The 17,849-nt window shown below is 62.7% G+C and carries 19 protein-coding genes; 9 read left to right on the forward strand and 10 right to left on the reverse strand.

Annotation, left to right across the window (positions count from 1 at the left end; translation table 11 throughout):
• Window positions 1–117: 117 nt before the first annotated feature.
• Window positions 118–1,599: a leucyl aminopeptidase gene (locus H2O75_RS04300; RefSeq protein WP_220462785.1), complete on the reverse strand. Its 1,482-nt coding sequence runs from the start codon at window positions 1,597–1,599 to the stop codon at window positions 118–120.
• Window positions 1,600–1,634: 35 nt separating this feature from the next.
• Here H2O75_RS04300 and H2O75_RS04305 point away from each other — a divergent pair, with 35 nt between their 5' ends.
• Both H2O75_RS04305 and H2O75_RS04310 read left to right on the forward strand, forming a co-directional pair.
• Complete coding sequence (locus H2O75_RS04305) at window positions 1,635–2,072, forward strand: hypothetical protein (RefSeq protein ID WP_182174113.1); 438 nt, start codon at window positions 1,635–1,637, stop codon at window positions 2,070–2,072.
• A 17-nt stretch (window positions 2,073–2,089) separates the two neighbouring features.
• Entirely contained in the window at window positions 2,090–3,106 is a 1,017-nt protein-coding gene (locus H2O75_RS04310) for a quinone-dependent dihydroorotate dehydrogenase (RefSeq protein WP_182174116.1), read from the forward strand.
• A gap of 49 nt (window positions 3,107–3,155) precedes the next feature.
• Here the strand turns inward: H2O75_RS04310 and H2O75_RS04315 are convergent, their stop codons facing one another.
• Both H2O75_RS04315 and H2O75_RS04320 read right to left on the reverse strand, forming a co-directional pair.
• A complete protein-coding gene (locus tag H2O75_RS04315) occupies window positions 3,156–4,178 on the reverse strand; it encodes an aldo/keto reductase family protein (protein WP_182174119.1) in 1,023 nt (340 codons plus the stop codon).
• A 56-nt stretch (window positions 4,179–4,234) separates the two neighbouring features.
• Window positions 4,235–4,816, reverse strand: a complete 582-nt coding sequence (locus tag H2O75_RS04320) for a DUF3043 domain-containing protein (protein ID WP_182174122.1) — start codon at window positions 4,814–4,816, stop codon at window positions 4,235–4,237.
• Window positions 4,817–4,853: 37 nt separating this feature from the next.
• Between H2O75_RS04320 and H2O75_RS04325 the strand changes: the two genes are divergently transcribed.
• From H2O75_RS04325 to ctaF, 7 genes are all read left to right on the forward strand, one after another.
• Window positions 4,854–6,212 carry a dipeptidase gene (locus H2O75_RS04325; protein WP_182174125.1) on the forward strand — a complete coding sequence of 453 codons (1,359 nt, stop codon included), beginning with the start codon at window positions 4,854–4,856 and terminating at the stop codon, window positions 6,210–6,212.
• Window positions 6,209–7,168 carry a glycerate kinase gene (locus H2O75_RS04330; RefSeq protein ID WP_182174128.1) on the forward strand — a complete coding sequence of 320 codons (960 nt, stop codon included), beginning with the start codon at window positions 6,209–6,211 and terminating at the stop codon, window positions 7,166–7,168. Before H2O75_RS04325 ends, H2O75_RS04330 begins: the two co-directional genes overlap by 4 nt.
• 115 nt (window positions 7,169–7,283) lie before the next feature.
• On the forward strand, window positions 7,284–7,628 hold the full coding sequence (locus H2O75_RS04335) for a HesB/IscA family protein (protein WP_182174131.1): 345 nt from the start codon (window positions 7,284–7,286) through the stop codon (window positions 7,626–7,628).
• Complete coding sequence (locus H2O75_RS04340; RefSeq protein ID WP_182174134.1) at window positions 7,628–8,620, forward strand: FKBP-type peptidyl-prolyl cis-trans isomerase; 993 nt, start codon at window positions 7,628–7,630, stop codon at window positions 8,618–8,620. The genes H2O75_RS04335 and H2O75_RS04340 overlap by 1 nt, the downstream gene beginning before the upstream one ends.
• Window positions 8,621–8,829: 209 nt before the next feature.
• A complete protein-coding gene (gene ctaC, locus H2O75_RS04345) occupies window positions 8,830–9,714 on the forward strand; it encodes an aa3-type cytochrome oxidase subunit II (protein WP_182174137.1) in 885 nt (294 codons plus the stop codon).
• The gene (ctaD, locus tag H2O75_RS04350) at window positions 9,701–11,416 is read left to right on the forward strand and encodes an aa3-type cytochrome oxidase subunit I (protein ID WP_182174140.1); all 1,716 of its coding nucleotides are present in this window, start codon (window positions 9,701–9,703) and stop codon (window positions 11,414–11,416) included. The genes ctaC and ctaD overlap by 14 nt, the downstream gene beginning before the upstream one ends.
• Window positions 11,417–11,424: 8 nt before the next feature.
• A complete protein-coding gene (gene ctaF, locus H2O75_RS04355; RefSeq protein WP_182174143.1) occupies window positions 11,425–11,853 on the forward strand; it encodes an aa3-type cytochrome oxidase subunit IV in 429 nt (142 codons plus the stop codon).
• Window positions 11,854–11,893: 40 nt separating this feature from the next.
• Here the strand turns inward: ctaF and H2O75_RS04360 are convergent, their stop codons facing one another.
• The 7 genes from H2O75_RS04360 to qcrC form a co-directional block, all read right to left on the reverse strand.
• Window positions 11,894–12,250 (reverse strand): hypothetical protein, encoded by a 357-nt coding sequence (locus H2O75_RS04360; protein WP_182174146.1) that lies wholly within the window; start codon window positions 12,248–12,250, stop codon window positions 11,894–11,896.
• Window positions 12,251–12,256: 6 nt separating this feature from the next.
• Window positions 12,257–12,502, reverse strand: coding sequence for a hypothetical protein (locus H2O75_RS04365; protein WP_182174149.1), 246 nt, complete (start codon window positions 12,500–12,502; stop codon window positions 12,257–12,259).
• Window positions 12,503–12,631: 129 nt separating this feature from the next.
• Window positions 12,632–13,345, reverse strand: coding sequence for a flagellar basal body-associated FliL family protein (locus H2O75_RS04370; RefSeq protein ID WP_182174152.1), 714 nt, complete (start codon window positions 13,343–13,345; stop codon window positions 12,632–12,634).
• Between the two features lie 244 nt (window positions 13,346–13,589).
• On the reverse strand, window positions 13,590–14,204 hold the full coding sequence (locus tag H2O75_RS04375) for a superoxide dismutase (protein ID WP_182174155.1): 615 nt from the start codon (window positions 14,202–14,204) through the stop codon (window positions 13,590–13,592).
• Between the two features lie 99 nt (window positions 14,205–14,303).
• Window positions 14,304–16,001 (reverse strand): cytochrome bc1 complex cytochrome b subunit, encoded by a 1,698-nt coding sequence (gene qcrB / locus H2O75_RS04380; RefSeq protein ID WP_182174158.1) that lies wholly within the window; start codon window positions 15,999–16,001, stop codon window positions 14,304–14,306.
• Window positions 15,998–17,026, reverse strand: a complete 1,029-nt coding sequence (qcrA, locus tag H2O75_RS04385) for a cytochrome bc1 complex Rieske iron-sulfur subunit (RefSeq protein WP_204736292.1) — start codon at window positions 17,024–17,026, stop codon at window positions 15,998–16,000. The genes qcrB and qcrA overlap by 4 nt, the downstream gene beginning before the upstream one ends.
• A complete protein-coding gene (gene qcrC, locus H2O75_RS04390) occupies window positions 17,023–17,805 on the reverse strand; it encodes a cytochrome bc1 complex diheme cytochrome c subunit (RefSeq protein ID WP_259365308.1) in 783 nt (260 codons plus the stop codon). The genes qcrA and qcrC overlap by 4 nt, the downstream gene beginning before the upstream one ends.
• Window positions 17,806–17,849: the final 44 nt, after the last annotated feature.

The raw sequence follows: 17,849 nt of genomic DNA on the forward strand, positions 1-17,849 counted from the left end.
CCAGCGATCATGGCTGAGTGCTGGTCCGCCTGATACGAGAAGGGGGCGGGTTCCGAGCATCATCTTTACTCGAAACCCACCCCCAACGTGACCGAAAGAACATCGGTCACCTTGCTGCTATCGCGCGTCAGCCGTGTGCATGCTCGCCCATGTCAGCAGCGTCTGCACCGCGTGACCGGTGCCGCCCTTCGGCGTGGACCCGAAGGCACCGTCCTCGTTGAAGGAGGGCCCTGCGATATCGATGTGTGCCCATGGCGTAGACCCCACGTATTCGGACAGGAAGAGGCCCGCGGTCAGCATGCCGCCCCCACGCCCGCCCGAGTTCTTCGAGTCGGCGATGTCCGAGTTGAGGGACTGCTTGAGATGATCCGGAAGCGGCATGGGCCACATGTCCTCGCCGGCTTCGTCAGCCGCCTCGATGATCTCGTTGCGGGTCTCGTCGGTTCCCATGACGCCCGAGATCCGTCCGCCCAGCGCGACAATCTGTGCGCCCGTGAGGGTGGCGATGTCAACAACGGCGTCGGGGTTCTCTTCGATGGCGCGGGCCAGACCATCACCGAGGACGAGACGGCCCTCCGCGTCAGTATTGTTGACCTCGATGGTTCGACCCGTGTACATGGTCACGACATCGCCAGGGCGCGTCGCGCTGCCGGAGGGCATGTTCTCCGCGAGGCAGAGCCAGCCGACCAGGTGAACCTTGAGGGAGAGACGCGATGCGGCGACGACGATCTCGAGCACAGTTGCCGCTCCCGTCATGTCGGTCTTCATCGTCTCCATCGACTTCGCCGGTTTGAGGGACAGGCCGCCAGAATCGAAGGTGATCCCCTTGCCGACCAGGGCGAGAGTCTTCTCCGCGCCGCGCGGCTTGTATTCGATGCGGACGAGCCGGGGCGGGTTGACGGAGCCGCGGCCGACGCTGAGGATGCCGCCGAAGCCTTCCTTCTCCAAAGCTGCCTCGTCCCAGACCGTGACAGAGAGCGCACGGTCCGTCTTCGCGTAAGCAGTTGCGCGCTCTGCGACATCGACGGGCGTCATGTCTGCCGCAGGCATGTTCACCAGGTCGCGAACCTGGCAGACAGCGTCGGCAACAACGGATGCCTCGGTTGAGAGAGCCTCGAGCTCGGCCTTCTTCAGCTTGCCGGGGGAGACCACTGTAATGGTCTCTGCCGGTGCGGGGAGCACCTTGTACTCCTCGAAGACGTACGCGCCGAGCAGGCCGCCGAGACCCGCCTGGTAGACCGAGTCGGGATCGCCGTAGGGGGAGGCGAGGGCAATGTGGGTGACACCCGACAGGGCCCGCACGGCGGCCCCGAATGTTTCGCGAAGGTCGATGGAGGACAGAGTGGTGGCAGTCTTGCCGGTTCCAGCGAAGGCGAGTGTCGCCGCCGCGAATCCCGCGGGTGCGGGAATGCGGATCACGGAGCCGGCCTTGCCGGTGAATCCAAGGGTGGGAAGGAGACCGTCGAGTGACGCGCGGACCTTCGGCGCGAGGGAGTCCGCAAGGACATGAACCCCGTCATCACCCGTGATCACGGGCACAACGAGGACATCGGAAGTAGTCTTGTCAAGGGCTTGTTGAATAAAGTTCAGTTCAGACACGTCTATCATCATACCTGGGGCAGAAGGAGGTCGCCGTGGAACAGCACTCGCAGTCTGGTGGACTGCAGGACAGTCGTCGCTCGGCACTCGGATGGGCACGGGTGCTCCTCCTGCTGATCGGTGGCCTTGCCGCAGTCTTTCTCTGGCTCGCGATCGTGGGCGCCACGTCTGCCTTCCTCGATTCACGTCCCGGCACGGCCCTCCTCACACTCTCCGCTGCGATCGTGTGGGTGCTCATGGCGGTCGGTCTTCTGCACAATGGGCGCCGCATGAGGCGTATTGCCTGGGCAGGGGCAGGACTGAACGTTCTCATGCCCGTGATCGGGTTCTTCGCCGAGCTTCCGCTCTACACGTGGAGCCCCTGGCGGGAAGGCGGAGTGGCCTACTGGTATGTGCCGACCGTCCTCGCGCTTGTCTCCATGTGGTGGCTCCACCACTCCTCACCGGCCCGGCTGGCCCAGCACAACGGTTGAGCCGATAGACTGATCGCGTGCTCTACCGACTCCTCTTCGACACTCTCATCACGAAATCCGATCCCGAGCAGGCCCACGGTGCCGCCGTCAAGGCGATCGCCATGGCAGGCAGGTCGCCCCTCGCTCCGCTCATGAGGGCAAGCATCGGATGGCGGAAGTCCGCCCGGCAGACCACCGCCCTGCCGCGTCCCATCCCAGGCCTTGTCGGCTTGGCGGCGGGCATGGACAAGAATGCGGAAGCGATTGAGGGGATGGACGCTCTTGGGTTCGCCTTCGTCGAGATCGGAACGGTCACTCCTGAACCGCAGCCCGGAAACGAGCAGCCCCGCATGTGGCGCCACCTCGAGGATCGTGCGCTGCGCAATGCGATGGGCTTCAACAACGACGGTTCGGCTGCCGTCGCGGAACGGCTCGCGGAACTGCGGTCGACGGCCCGCGGGCGAGCGATCATCGTCGGAGTCAACATCGGTAAGAATAAGTGGACGAGCGAAGAGGATGCAGCGCGGGACTACGAGACGTGCGCGACCCGCCTCGCCGCATACGCCGACTACCTCGTTGTCAACGTGTCATCCCCGAACACTCCCGGCCTGCGGGATCTTCAGCGTGTCGAGGCTCTGAGACCAATCATCCGCGCGACACGCCGAGCCGCCACAGCCAGCGCAGGGCGCCCGGTCCCGCTCCTGTTGAAGATCGCTCCCGATATGGATCTGGAGACGGTCAGAGAGATCGCCGCACTCGTCGTCGAGGAGGGCCTCGATGGCGTCGTCGCGACGAACACGACGGTTGATCACCCCTATGGGAGAGGCGGAGTCTCTGGACGTCCGCTGACCGAACGCAGTCTCGAGATCGTACGAACCCTCCGAGATTGCCTACCGCTCGAGACGATCATCATCGGGGTGGGGGGAATTTCGACCGTCGACGATGCCTCCGCCATGCTCGGCGCGGGCGCGGACCTGCTCCAGATCTACTCCTCGTTTGTCTACGAGGGACCCCTTCTGCCGGGCAAGCTCAATAGGGCATTCTCGCACCTGTAAGGCTTTCGGGCCAGCACGGAGGAGCCGCCCCACGGGGCGGCTCCCTGTCTTAGTCCTGAATAGCGGGACGCTCGTGAGGTGCGTTCTCCCACGTGAGACGCGGATCATCGATGATGACATCCGCGAGGATGCCATCGATCCGGGCCATGACGTCAGCCGGGATGACCACGTCGGCGGCCTTGACATTCTCGAGGACCTGCTCCGGCCGCGAGGCGCCGATAATCGCCGAGGCGACATTGTCGTTCTGGAGGGTCCACGCAATGGCGAGCTGAGCGCGAGTCAGCCCGAGCTCTCGTGCGACGGGCTCAAGTTTCTCGACGGCCGTCAGGATCTCATCGGACATGAACCGTTGGATCGTGCGCGCCCCGCCCTTCCTGTCGGCGGCCCGGCTGTTCGACGGAACCGTGTGTCCGACCTTGTACTTGCCGGAGAGGACGCCCTGTGCCATCGGAGACCACACGATCTGCTGGATGCCGTACTTCTCGGACATCGGGATCACCTCGGGCTCGATCACCCGGTAGAGCATGTTGTATTGCGGCTGGTTCGAGATGACCTGGAAGCCGAGTTCGCGGGAGAAGTCGTGCGCGTATTCGATCTGTTCAGACGTCCACTCGGACACGCCGATGTAGAGGGCCTTACCGGCGCGGACAACGTCTGCAAACGCCTGCATCGTCTCCTCGATGGGAGTGTCCACGTCGTAGCGATGAGCCTGGTACACGTCGACATAGTCGGTCCCGAGCCTGCGCAGCGAGGAGTTGATCGACTCCATGATGTGCTTGCGGGACAGGCCTGCGTCGTTGTGCTTCTTCAGACCTGTCGGCCAATACACCTTCGTGAGGATCTCGAGAGATTCGCGCGGCTCAGCGCGGAGCGCCTTGCCGAGCACCGTCTCTGCCGCGCCGTTCGCATAGACGTCTGCTGTGTCAAAGGTTGTGATGCCGGATTCGAGCGCTGCACGCACGCATGCCAGCGCAGCACTCTCCTCGACCTGGCTCCCGTGGGTAAGCCAGTTGCCGTAGATGATGTTGGAGACTCTGAGGCCTGATCGGCCAAGGAAAACGTATTCAACCACGTCGAGAGTCTACAGGTGCGAAGGCATATCGCACCCGGAAAAAGACGGAGCCCGGCCTATTTGGCGCCTGCCGGCCACTCTCCCCGAGCCACCATCGGCACGGGACGGCGCCACCGGCGCGGGTAGAACGTGCGCCCGAACATCTGCCAGCGGATGCCGCCAGGAACCCTCTCGGGGCCGAACTTCGCATCCATTTTCTTCTTCATGGACCGCACGGCGATCAGCGAGTCGACGAGCATGACGATCATGAGGCCGTACAGCGCGAGCATGACGATAAGCGCGGCATCTGGGAACTGTGCCTGGATGAAGACGAGGAGGAGGACGGCGAAAGCCAGGAAGAAGAAATAGGACGCGAGATTGGTACGAGCATCGATGTAGTCCCGCGCCCATCGGCGCACCGGGCCCCGGTGGATGTAGGGCAGATGTGCCTCATCGCCCGTCTTCATGGCGATCTGCTCGCGCTGGAACTCGGCATCGCGCTTGGCTCGTGCCGCACGCTTGGCGGCCTTGCGGTCTTTGGGCACCAGCGGGCGCCGACGCGCGGCCTCCGCCTCCCTCCGACTCGGGGTGGGCCTGCCTTTGCCCTGCGGTTCCGGTTCGATGACCTCGGGCCTGTCCATGTCCTGTTCCTTGCTCACAGGCTAATCCTAGCCTCCCTGGAGTAGGGTTTGAAACATGACAGATCTTGCCTCCGTAACCTCCGCTCTTGATGCCGTCCTCCCCGGAGTGCGCGCTGACCTCGAGGAACTCGTCCGTATCCCGTCCGTCTCGTCATCGGCTTTCGACCAGTCCGAGCTTCAGCGCTCTGCCGCCAAGGTCGCCGATATTCTGCGATCTTCCGGCGTGACCGACATCGACATCGTGACACTCGAGACAGAGGACCACGGCACGGGCCGCCCCGCCATCCTGGCACACAAGAAGGGCCCCGCCGGCGCACCGACAGTTCTCCTCTACGCCCACCACGATGTCCAGCCCCCGGGCGAGCGCGACACGTGGGACACGGAGCCGTTCGAGCCCGTCGAGAAGGACGGCCGCCTCTACGGTCGCGGCACGGCCGATGACAAAGCCGGAATCCTCGTCCATGCAGGCGCACTGCGCACGCTCGAGCAGCTTGGCGATCTTCCGGTGAATGTCACCCTCTTCGTCGAGGGCGAAGAGGAGATCGGCTCGCCGACCTTCGTCGACTTCCTCACCGCTCACCGCGACAGGCTCGAAGCCGATGTCATCATCGTCGCGGACTCGAGCAACTGGAAGGTGGGTACACCCTCGCTCACGACGTCGCTGCGAGGGGTTGTCGGCCTCGAAGTCACCGTCGACGTCCTCGACCATGCCCTGCACTCGGGAATGTATGGCGGGCCTGTTCTCGATGCCGTCACGGTGGCCTCACGGCTGATCGCAACGCTGCATGACGATAGCGGGGCGGTAGCCGTGGAGGGACTGCACGGCTATGACGAGACGGACGCCGACTATCCCGAAGACCAGCTGCGTGCGGATATGGGTGTCCTCGAGGGCGTCCAGCTTGCCGGGCGCGGCTCTCTCGCCTCGAGGCTGTGGACCCAGCCCGCACTGTCCGTCATCGGCCTCGATGCCACATCGGTCGAGCGCTCCTCGAACACCTTGATCCCCTCGTGCCGCTTCCAGCTGTCCCTGCGGACCGCCCCTGGACAGGCCCCACAGGATGCGTATGACGCCCTGACAGCACATATCTCCAAGAATGTGCCATTCGGTGCGCGAGTCTCCTTCGGGAACGGCGAGTTGGGCCCCGCGTTCCAGGCAGTCGACAGCGACGTCATGGGAACCGCCAGGCAGGCTCTGGCAGACGCCTGGCAGACCGATCCCGTCGATATCGGAGTCGGGGGCTCCATTCCCTTCATCGCCGACCTGGCAGAAGTCTTCCCGCAGGCCAAGATCCTCGTGACCGGAGTCGAAGATCCCGATACGCGTGCACATTCGGGGAACGAATCCCTTCACCTCGACGATTTCCGCAAGGCGATCCTCGCGGAGGCGCTCCTGCTGTCGAGGCTCGGAGAGTGAATGTCCTCCTCGTGGCCTCTCGGCTCGGTGTTGCACCGGCCGAGGTCGTCCTCGAGGCCGTGGCGCAGCCCTGGCGCGATCGTGCCGAGGTCGAGAGCGTCCCAGTCAGCGACGGAGTCGGTGACCTGTGCGAGGTGATGGCCTTCTATACGGGGGCCGAGCTCGGCACGCTCGACGTTGGCGGGGATCCCGTTCCGGTTCTCGTCGGCGATGATGAGTGGATCGTTGATCTGTCATCCTCGTGGGGGCCCGATTCGGGCACCCTGGGGCGCGTGCTGGCTGCTGTCCTCGAGGAGGCGCCGCGGCGCCTGACGGTCAACCTTCCGGTTCGGGTGATCCCCGACCTTGGTCGCGCCATGATGTCCAGCCTTGGCGCCGCAACCGTTCGTGACGTCGCGGATCGTCTCGCCGACATTGATCTCGTCGTCACGGCGGCATCGGAGCAGGCACTGCTCGGGGTCAATGGTCTGCCGCGCTGGCTCGATCGCCATGGCGTCATGTCCGCGGCCGCGGCGCAGGAGCTCGAGCGGGAGCTCGGAGCAAGCCTGCCCACCCCGGCACGGAGACAGCTTCTAGGTGCGTCGGTCGATGCGAAATCACCGTCTTCCGGGGTGGGGGGAGGAGCGTCGCTCGTCCTCCAGGCCGCGGGGGCGCGCTTCGCATGGGCGGGGGATATCGTCGCTGGAGCGATCGTGCCCCGACTCGCCGGCGCAGACCTTGTCGTCTATGTCACCGGCGAGATCGAACTCGACCTGCCGCGTTCCCTCTTCACCATCTCTGAGCGTGCCGGCCAGGATGGCACACCCGTCATCGTGGTCTACGGTGAGGGCCGCCTGCTTCGGCACGAGCTGGCGCGCTTCGGACTGTCTGGCTCCTACTCGTATGCTGCGCAGGGCACTGACCTTGAGGCGGTGACTCGTGCCATGGTGCCGATCTCGCAGACCTGGGCGCGATGACCAGCAGGAATAAACCAGCACTGACCGTGTTAACAGAGTCATGGTCCTTGGATTGAGACCCTGTTCAACGTAATCTTGACGTAGCCTTCGGGCCAACCTTTTGAAGGAGAATTTCATGACCGAATCCGTATCAGTCCACGCTGTGGAGCTGACAGATGTTGCCGCCAACAAGGTGCGCAGCCTCCTCGCGCAGGAGGGCCGCGATGATCTGCGCCTCCGTGTCGCTGTTCAGCCGGGCGGCTGTTCCGGCCTCATGTACCAGCTGTACTTCGACGAGCGCACCCTCGACGGCGACCTGATCCGCGAGTTCGACGATGTCGCCGTCGTCGTCGACCAGATGTCGGCGCCCTACCTCGACGGTGCGACGATCGACTTCGCCGACACGATCGACCGTCAGGGCTTCACGATCGACAACCCGAACGCGGCCGGTTCCTGCGCTTGCGGCGATTCGTTCCACTGATGCGTATCTCGCGGCGAATCGCCGCTTCCCTAGCAGTGTCCGCCCTCGTCCTCGCCGGATGCTCGAACGATCCGGATGCCGAATCGTCAGCAACCGATTCGACATCGTCCGAAGAGTCAACCGCCGCGCCCACCGAGGAGCAAGCCTCCCAGGTCGATGCGCTGATCTCCGATGAGGGGATGCCGACGATTGTCGATACGGACGGAATCATCACCCTCGACTTCGAGGGCGCAACCGAGCCGGACGTCCTCCAGGTCGCGGTCATCGACGAGGGCGATGGCACTGCCGTCACCCGCGAAGACCTTGTGATCGTCAACTATGCCGGCATGGTGTGGGGCAGCGATACGACGTTCGATTCCTCCTTCGAACGCGGACAGCCGAGCTCCTTCTCCCTCAGCCAGGTCGTGCAGGGCTGGCGAGACGGTCTAGCGGGCCAGACCGTCGGTTCCCGGGTCATCATCTCCGTCCCTGCCGATCTGGGCTATGGCCCGATGGGTGGGAACGCGTCCGCCGGAATCGGTGAAGAAGACACGATCGTCTTCGTCGTCGACATCATCGAGACCATTGCCCCCGATTCTGCAGGCGATGCGGATGCCGAGGAGGTCACTCCTGCCGGTGATCTGCCGATCACGGTTGAGGGTGGCCTCGGCGAAGCAACGTCGATCACGATCAACGATGGCGCGGAGGAGCCGGACGAGGAGACCTCGATTCTCGTTGCAGAGTCTGACGGTGAACCCGTCGGCGGCGAGGGGACGACGGTGTACTTCCAGTACTCGGCCGCCACGTGGGACAACTCCCAGAGCGAGTCCTCGATCGACTACGGGGGCGTGCAGAACACGACGATCGGTTCCGGCACCGTCTTCGACAAGCTCGAGGGTGTCCCGGTCGGTTCGCGTGTCCTGCTGCTCGTGCCCGGCACCGAATCAGCCCCGGCCATGGCAGCGCTCGTCGATATCGTGGCCCAGCTCGAAGCGCCAGGCGACACCGAGTAGCCCACGATCGGTGATGACTGCATCACAGACATTTCCCCGCACCCGTCAGGTTGTGGGGAAATGTCCGTTTAGGGCTATGAAGACGTGGTTTTATCGCTCGGGAAGAGCCTCATTCCTGGAAAAACTATGTACAGTAGAGTGCTAGGACGATAGTCCCGAACCTTGTCGTGCAAACGGGAGGGCGGGAACGTGAAGGAAGGTACACTACCGTGCGTGAAACCCAGCACCGGCATCGCGGCCTTAAGCGCGGCGCCGCGCTTGCCGCAGTCGCGGCACTCGCAGCAGGCTGTTCAGACGCCTCGCCGAGTGAGCCAGGAAAAGGCATCGATGTCGGATTCTTGCCCTCCACGCGGGGGATGACAGATCGGACAGGCCAGCTCATTGACCTGTGGAACGGCGCCTGGTTCGCCGCGATCGGCGTCGCGATATTGATTTGGGCACTTGTCCTGTGGTGCGTCGTCGCCTACCGCAGGCGCAAGAACGACAACACGCTCCCTGTGCAGCTGCGATACCACGTCCCGCTCGAGATCATGTACACGATCGTTCCGATCATCATGGTGGGCGTGCTCTTCGTCTTCTCCACGCGTGCAACGGCAGAGATGAACGATGTCTCGGCCGAGCCGGATGTCGAGATCGAGGTCTACGGCAAGCAGTGGAGCTGGGACTTCAACTACACGTCGGACGACGTCTACTACTCGGGTGACCGCATCTCCTTCATCGGCAACGAGGTCGGTGCAGAGGAGACTCTGCCGACGCTCTACCTTCCCGTCGATGAGACGGTCGAGTTCACGGTCAAGTCGCGCGACGTCATCCACTCCTTCTGGATCCCCGCGTTCCTGTACAAGATCGATATGATGCCGGGCCAGGTCAACACCTTCCAGGTCACCCCTCAGGAAGAGGGAGTCTATTCGGGCAAGTGCGCGGAGCTGTGCGGCGAATACCATGCGGAAATGGTCTTCAACGTGGCCGTCGTCGATCGCGAGACGTACGACGCCGAGATGGAGAAGCTGCGCGCCGAAGGCAACGTGGGCACCCGCGGAGACGAGTACAACAGGCAGTACCAGGTAAAGGAGACCAGCGATGGCGACAACTGACGTCGACCCCCGCATCATCGAAGGTGATTTCGTTCCGGGCCTGAGGCCCGAGAAGCAGTCACTCGGACGCACGCTGATCTCGTGGACCACCTCCACGGACCACAAGACGATCGGGTACATGTACCTCATCACCGCGTTCGCGTTCTTCATGGTAGGCGGTGTTCTCGCCCTTATCATCCGTGCGGAACTGTGGGAGCCCGGCATGCTCCTCCAGTCGAAGGAACAGTACAACCAGTTCTTCACGATGCATGGCACGATCATGCTGTTCCTGTTCGCGACGCCCCTCTTCACCGCTTTCGGCAATGTCCTGGTACCCGTCCAGATCGGTGCCCCCGACGTTGCTTTCCCCAGGCTCAACATGTTCAGCTTCTGGCTGTTCTCCTTCGGCGGCCTCCTGACAATCGCTGGCTTCCTCACGCCGAAGGGCGCTGCGTCGTTCGGATGGACGGCATACGTGCCGCTGTCGACGAACGCGTTCTCACCGGGCCTCGGCGGCGACCTGTGGATCATGGGTCTGGCCATGACGGGCTTCGGCACCATCTTCGGCGCTGTCAACTTCATCGCCACGATTATCACGATGAGGGCGCCGGGCATGACGATGTTCCGGATGCCGCTGTTCACCTGGAACGTGCTCATCACCTCCCTGCTCGTCCTCATGGCCTTCCCGGTTCTCGCCGCGGCGCTGTTCGGGCTCGCATTCGATCGCGTGCTGGGCGGTCAGATCTACAATCCAGAGGCCGGGGGAGCGATGCTGTGGCAGCACCTGTTCTGGTTCTTCGGACACCCCGAGGTCTACGTGATCGCCCTGCCCTTCTTCGGCATCGTCTCCGAGATCATCCCGGTCTTCTCGCGCAAGCCGATCTTCGGGTACAAGGGCCTCGTCTATGCCACCATCGCCATCGCCGCTCTGTCCGTCACCGTGTGGGCTCACCACATGTTCACGACCGGCGGCGTCATGCTCGACTTCTTCTCACTCCTCACGATGGCGATCGCAGTGCCGACAGGCGTGAAGTTCTTCAACTGGATCGGCACGATGTGGCGAGGGAAGCTGAGCTTCGAAACCCCGATGCTCTGGGTGATCGGCTTCCTCCTCACGTTCGTCCTGGGCGGCGTCACGGGTGTCATCCTGTCGTCACCGGCCATGGACTTCCACGTCCACGACACGTACTTCGTTGTCGCGCACTTCCACTACGTCGTCTTCGGCACGGTTGTGTTCGCCATGTACGCGGGCTTCTACTTCTGGTGGCCCAAGTTCACCGGCCGTATGCTCAACGAACGGATCGGCAAGATTCACTTCTGGTTGACCTTCGTCGGATTCCACGTCACCTTCATGATCCAGCACTGGCTTGGCGTCCAGGGTATGCAGCGTCGTATCCCGGATTACATGCCGGAGGACGGTTTCCAGACGTACAACCAGATCTCGACGGTCGGCGCCTCTATTCTCGCCATCTCCACGCTCTTCTTCCTGTGGAACGTGCTGAAGACCCACACGGGTCCGAAGCCGGCGCAGCTTCCCGATGATCCGTGGGGCTTCGGCGGATCTCTCGAATGGGCTACCGCCTCGCCGATCCCGCCGCACAACTTCACCGAGCTGCCCCGCATCCGGTCCGTACGCCCCGCCTTCGACCTGCATCACCCAGAAGTCGCGGCCATGGATCGCGTCGATCCGACCGCCGAAACCGACCTCGAGATCAAGAACTAAGGAGAGTCATGGCCAAGAAAGAAAGAGAGCAGAAGGCTCTCGTCATTGAGACGGTGTTCTTTGCGACTCCCGGCACGTTCTTCGTCCTCGTGTCGATCGCTTACGCGTTCGTGACGGATGCCGAGCCTATCGGCACGATGGCTCTTGTCGGACTCGCCTTCATGTTCTTCTTCGTCACCGGATATCTCTGGCTCACCTCCCGCCGAGTCGACTTCAGAGCCTCGGACAACGAAGAGGGAGAGATCGCGGAAAGCGCCGGCGAAGTCGGCGAGTTCAACCCGCATTCCTGGTGGCCCCTCGTTGCCGGCATCGCAGCCACAGTCGTGGCCGGCGGTTTCGCAGTCGGATGGTGGCTTTTCGGAATCGGGATCGTCATCGGCATCATCGCCGTGGTCGGCTACGCCTTCGAGAACAACAGAGGCGTCTACGCCCACTGACGTCAGACGAGAATGCCCCGGCCGAACGGCCGGGGCATTCTCATATGCTGTCTCTGCACACCTTCGCTCGCTCAACGAGCTTGCCTAGGTCGTTCTTGTGCAGGGTCGAAAAATCACCGCGAGCGATGATGGTGCGGGCCTTGTCGGTCACCGACGAGTAGGTGCCGTCGGCTAAGCACGTGACATAGAGAGCCGTGGCCTCGTCGGAGAGGACCGGGGCGGTAAGACGCGAGTCCAGTTGCAGTCGCGCGCTCAGACCATCTCGATACTCCGAACGGCTCACCTCGTCGGAGGTGACACCCGACAGGAAGAAGCCGACCATTGCCGTGGTGACGGCAAGGGAGACCGCGGCAGTCGCAATGACGCCGCGGTCCCCCCTGAGTCGCTGGTTTGTCACGAACTCTCAGTGCTCGTCGGGCTGACGGTGCGCGCGCTTGTCGATGTACGGCTTCTGGTCGTACTCGCCGCCCTCTGGAGCCTCGTCAGATTCGCCCCGCTGGTCGATGTACGGCTTCTGGTCGTACTCGCCGCCATGGCCGTTGTGGTCTGACGGGGGAGCGGGCTCGTAGTCCGGATCGTCCGCGTGCGGTGAGAGGGGGTTGTACGGGGCGTAGTCCTTAGCGCCGTCCTTTTTCTCGTCGTGTGACATGCTGTACTCCTTGTGTCAGCTGGTTAATCTGTACTCTACGAATCTAGCTCACATGTGCCCCTCGTCACTAGTCGACACGTGAGGTGCCAACGGCCGGGACAGAGGGGAAACCCCTGAGGCGGGCTGGAGCTAGAGTGTTCCCACTTCGGTGCCGCATTGGATGGCGATGTCCTCAAGCTCCGAGACAGAGTAGCTGTCGTATACGTCGACCCCGCCGGAGATCGTCTCGATCACCTCTGGGGTGAGACGCTGGAGAGACTCGTCCGTGACACAGCTCAGGTACGCATCCCACTGCTCGGCTGTGATGCCCTGCTCGATGGCGGTGTCCTCGGTCAGGCCGGTGGCCTCGAGGATCTCTTCTAGGCCCTGTCGGAAGGCTGCGGGGTCCGCATTGGGATCACCATACTGGACGTCCTCAGAAGGTTCCTCAGAGGGCTCCTCCGACGCCTCATCAGTAGGCGTCTCTGATTCCGTCGTGGCAGGATCGGATGATGGTGGCTCGGTGGTCTCCGGCTCCGATGTGATGTCGTCCCGGTAGTCCGTGTTGTTGTCGTTCTCATCATCGCCCTGCGTGAGGAAGAAGATCACGGCACCGATGACCAGCAGGACGACGACTGCGATACCGATGATGATCGGGGGCTTCATGCCGCCGGACTTCTGCGGGGGAGCGGGATATCCGCCAGGGGGCTGCTGACCGTAACGATTCTGGGTGGAATCGGGATAGGGCTGTTGGTTGCCGGGTGGGAAGCCCTGCGGCTGATTGGAGGGTGGGAATCCCTGCGGCTGATTGGCGGGGTGTTGGGAATTGTGGGGATCCCATCCGTTGTTGTTGCCTGTCGTCATCGTCTCCACCTTCGTTCGAGTTGTCGGGTCCAAAGGCCCATGTCGTTCAGTTCAATGTGTGTTACTGAAACCTAACACTGGTGGGACAAACATCTGAAGGCCTCCCGCGGGGTCCTCCTACCCAGAGGCCGAAATCTTGTTGCCATGAACCGCTCCGAGTCCGGTAACAACGGCGGCGAGTCCTAGGTGGAGGGTACAGAAATGGGTGGCCGATATGATCGGCCACCCATTGCGTGTGTGTCAGCTACTTGACGATGACAGCCTTCTTGGCGTCGTCAAGACGTGCGGCAACGTCTTCCCAGTTGACGAGGTTCCAGAATGCCTTGACGTAATCGGCCTTGACGTTGAGGTAGTCGAGGTAGAATGCGTGCTCCCACATGTCCAGCATGAGAATGGGGAGAGTGCCGACGGGAACGTTGTTCGCCTGGTCGTACATCTGGAATGTCGTGAGCTTGCCCGCAACCGAGTCGTAGGCGAGGACGGACCAGCCGGAGCCCTGGATGCCGGTGGCAACCGCGGTGAACTGCTGCACGAACTTCTCGAACGAGCCGAAGGAATCCTTGATCGCTTCGAGGACCTCGCCCTCGGGCTCGCCGCCGCCGTTGGGGGAGAGGTTCTTCCAGAAGATCGAGTGGTTGATGTGACCGCCGAGGTTGAAGGTCAGGTCTCGCTGGAACTGGTTGATCGTGGCGAAATCGCCCGACTCCTGCGCCGCAGCAATGTTCTCAAGCGCCTTGTTCGCACCCGTCACGTAAGCGTTGTGGTGCTTGCTGTGGTGAAGCTCCATGATCTTGCCGGAAATGTGCGGCTCGAGCGCGGAGTAGTCGTAAGAAAGTTCGGGCAGAGTGTACTGTGCCATATCATCCTCCATGTATGCCCAATCACGTGATTGGGACCTTTGTCTATTCAGTCTGGCGCATGAGCGGGCTTGGTTCCACCAAACCCGCTCATGGCGAAATCAGGAATCGATCTGCTGCTGATCCGATGTGTCCAGGTGCGCAACAGAAACGGACTTGCGTCCTGATGCGTGATCGAGCTGATGATGTGACGCGTGAGCGGCAGCGAGCTCGCTCTTCGTCACCGGCTCAACGCGATCTTCGAAGAAGAAGCGAGAGACGGCCGAGCGGCGCTTGAGGCTCTTGTACTCGCGTCGCGGATGACCCTCGGGGGTCGTCTCCGGCCCTGCCTCAATCGGGCGGTGCACGTCGTGCTGGACGAGGGTCCACAGCTCGTAGTCGTCGAGGGGACGGTGGACGGAGTGGAACGCCCCATCCTCGGTCTGGACGACCTTGCCGGTGGCGCGCCCGTGCAGGGCGAGCTCGCGGTCCCGTCGCTGCAGGGAGAGACAGATCCGCTTGACGAGCCAGAACGTCACGAATGGTGCGATGAGGAATGCTATTCGAAGAGCCCACGTGATTCCGTTGAGAGACATCTCGAAGTGGGTGGCGATAATGTCGTTCGAGCCCGCGATCGCGAGGATGACGAACTCGACGACGATAATGCAGCCGATCGCTGTGCGCACGGGCACGTTCCGGGGACGATCGAGTACGTGATGCTCACGCTTGTCGCCCGTCGCATAGGCCTCGATGAACGGGTAGAGCGCGAGAGCCGTGAAGAGGATCCCGGGAATGACGACGCCCGGGATGAGGATCGACATCGAGAACGTGAATCCGAGCAGCTCGAACTCCCAGCCGGGCGTGAGCCTCAGCGCTCCCTCGAGGAACAGCATGTACCAGTCCGGCTGCGCGCCGGCCGACACGGGGGACGGGTCGTAGGCGCCGTAGCTCCACACATTGTTGATCGACAGTGTTGCTCCGAGGAGCGCGATGAAGCCGAACACGATGAAGAAGAACCCACCCGCCTTGGCCGCGTAGACCGGGAAGACGGGGAAGCCGACAACGTTCTCTTCCTTGCGTCCCGGGCCAGGGTACTGGGTGTGCTTGTGGATGACGACCATGAGGAGGTGCAGGCCGACGAGCGCGAGGATAAGACCGGGCACGACAAGGATGTGCATGGTGAACAGCCTCGGAATGATTTCCGTGCCCGGGAACTCGCCGCCGAAGAGGCCGAAGGACACCCAGGTACCGAGAAGCGGGATCGCCTTCGCAACGCCGTCTGCGATGCGGAGGCCGTTGCCGGAGAGCACGTCATCTGGCAGCGAGTAACCCGTGAAGCCAGCCAGGAGACCCAGGATGAGGAGCGTGAAGCCCACCAGCCAGTTGAGTTCGCGAGGCTTCCTGAACGCACCCGTGAAGAACACGCGCAGCATGTGGGCAACGATCGATGCCATGAACAGCAGCGCAGCCCAGTGGTGCATCTGCCGCATGAGAAGGCCGCCCTTGACCTCGAAGGAGATCTTCAGGGTTGAGGCGTATGCCTCGGACATGTGATTGCCCTGCTCTGTCACCGGCAGCGCATCCATCGGATATGTCACCGTGCCCATGGAGGGAACGAAGAACATCGCCAGGAAGATACCGGTGAGGATGAGGGTGATGAACGAGTAGAGAGCGATTTCGCCCAGCAGGAACGACCAGTGGTCGGGGAAGATCTTGCGAGCAAATCCCTTGATCACGCCAGACACGCCGACGCGTTCGTCGATGTAGTTGTAGGGGCCGCCAGCCTGCTTCGGCTGCTGCGAATACTTTGGTGTCGTCACTTCTTACGCTCCCAGTAGCTCGGGCCGACAGGCTCAGGGAAGTCGCCTTCCGCAATGATGTAGCCCTCGTCGTCGACGGTGATCGGTAGCTGCGGCAGGGGGCGCTTGGCCGGGCCGAAGACAACCTTCGCACCATCCGCCACGTCGAACGTGGACTGGTGGCAGGGGCACAGCAGGTGATGCGTCTGCTGCTCGTACAGAGCGACAGGGCAGCCCACGTGGGTGCAGATCTTGGAGAACGCGACGATCCCGTCGAGAGAGTTCTCCGGCTGCTTGAGGTCCTTCTCGTCCAGACGAATGAGGAGGACAACGGCCTTCGCCTTCTCCTCCGCATATCCCTCAGCATGCGAGAGGTCGTTGAGACCCTCGGGGATCACGTGGAAGACGGAGCCGATGGTGACGTCCTCCATCTTGATCGGACGCGACATGTCGTGCGGCCCGTCGGTCATGAGCCGCGTGCCCTTCGCCCACATCGTGTGCTTGAGCTTGCCGATATTCCAGCCGTCCTCCTGGCCAAGGTTGGCGATCAGCGGGACGATGAAGGGGAGTGGGACGAGCGCGAGCGCTCCGCCGAGTGCGGCGGTGATGAAGGGGCGGCGTGCGATGCCGGAGTCGGCAACGCCCTGGCGGAGAATCTCCATCGCCTCTGCCTGATCCTCGGGGGATGTGCGGGACGTGTGACGCTCCTCGACCTGCTCCTCATCGTTCATGAGTGCCTTCGCCCAGTAGATCGCAGCGAAGCCGATACCGCCGAAGCCGATGGCGAGTCCCAGTCCGAGAACGAGGTTTCCGAGCCGAATGTTGGCAAGGGTCGTGTAATCGGGGAGGACGAAATAGAGCACGACAGCCGTGAGAGAGGCAAGCGCGGACAGTGAGAATACTGCAGTCACGATCGCGGAGTCGAGCTTCTGCAGCCCGGGACGCGATTCGTTCTTCCGCGCGACGTGCGGAGGTAGGCCCGGGTTCTCGAACCGTTCCTCAGGAATGTTGCTCAGCGTTGATGCTGGCTGGATGTCCTTGCTCAAGACTTCTTCGCTCCAATCCATACAGCGACGAGGCACAGCCCGCCGATGCCGATGATCCAAATCCAGAGGCCTTCAACGACCGGGCCGATCGAGCCCAGATTGTTGCCGCCCACGGACTCCGCGTTCTGCTGATAGTCGATATAGGCGATGATGTCGCGCTTGCCCTGCGGGGTGATGTTCGCATCGTTGAACACCGGCATCGATTGCGGGCCGGTCACCATGGCCTCATAGATCTCGACAGGGGTCGAGTCCATGAGAGAGGGAGCGACCTTGCCTTCCGAGAGGGCTCCGCCGGCGCCGACGGCGTTGTGGCACATCGAGCAGTTCGTGCGGAACAGCTCCATACCCGACGCGGGATCGCCGAGCGCAGGATCGACCATGTCCGCTGACGGGATGGCGGGGCCGGGTCCGAGGGAGGCGACATAGGCCGCGACATCCTCGATCTGCTCCTCCGAGAACTGGGGCTCTTTCGCCTCGGCCTGGGGGGAGTTGTTCGCCATGGGCATGCGGCCTGTGATCATCTGGAAATGTACGGAAGCGGCACCGACACCTGTGAGTGAGGGTGCGATGTCGGTTCCTGCGGCGTCTGGGCCGTGACAGGAGGCGCAATTCGCCTCGAACAGGGCTTCGCCTTCCTGGACGTTCGCGGACGAGCTGCCAGACGTCGCGGTCGCACTGTCGGTGGCTACGACGGAATAGATTCCTGCCGTGCAGAGAAGAGCCAGCAGCAGGAGGACGAGCGGTGCATACCGGCTTCGTCGTGCTTGTGCGGTGATCACGATACTGTCCTCGCTTTATCGGTGATGGAAGAGATACGGGGTAG

Source organism: Flaviflexus equikiangi (assembly GCF_014069875.1).
GTDB classification, from domain to species: Bacteria; Actinomycetota; Actinomycetes; order Actinomycetales; family Actinomycetaceae; genus Flaviflexus; species Flaviflexus equikiangi.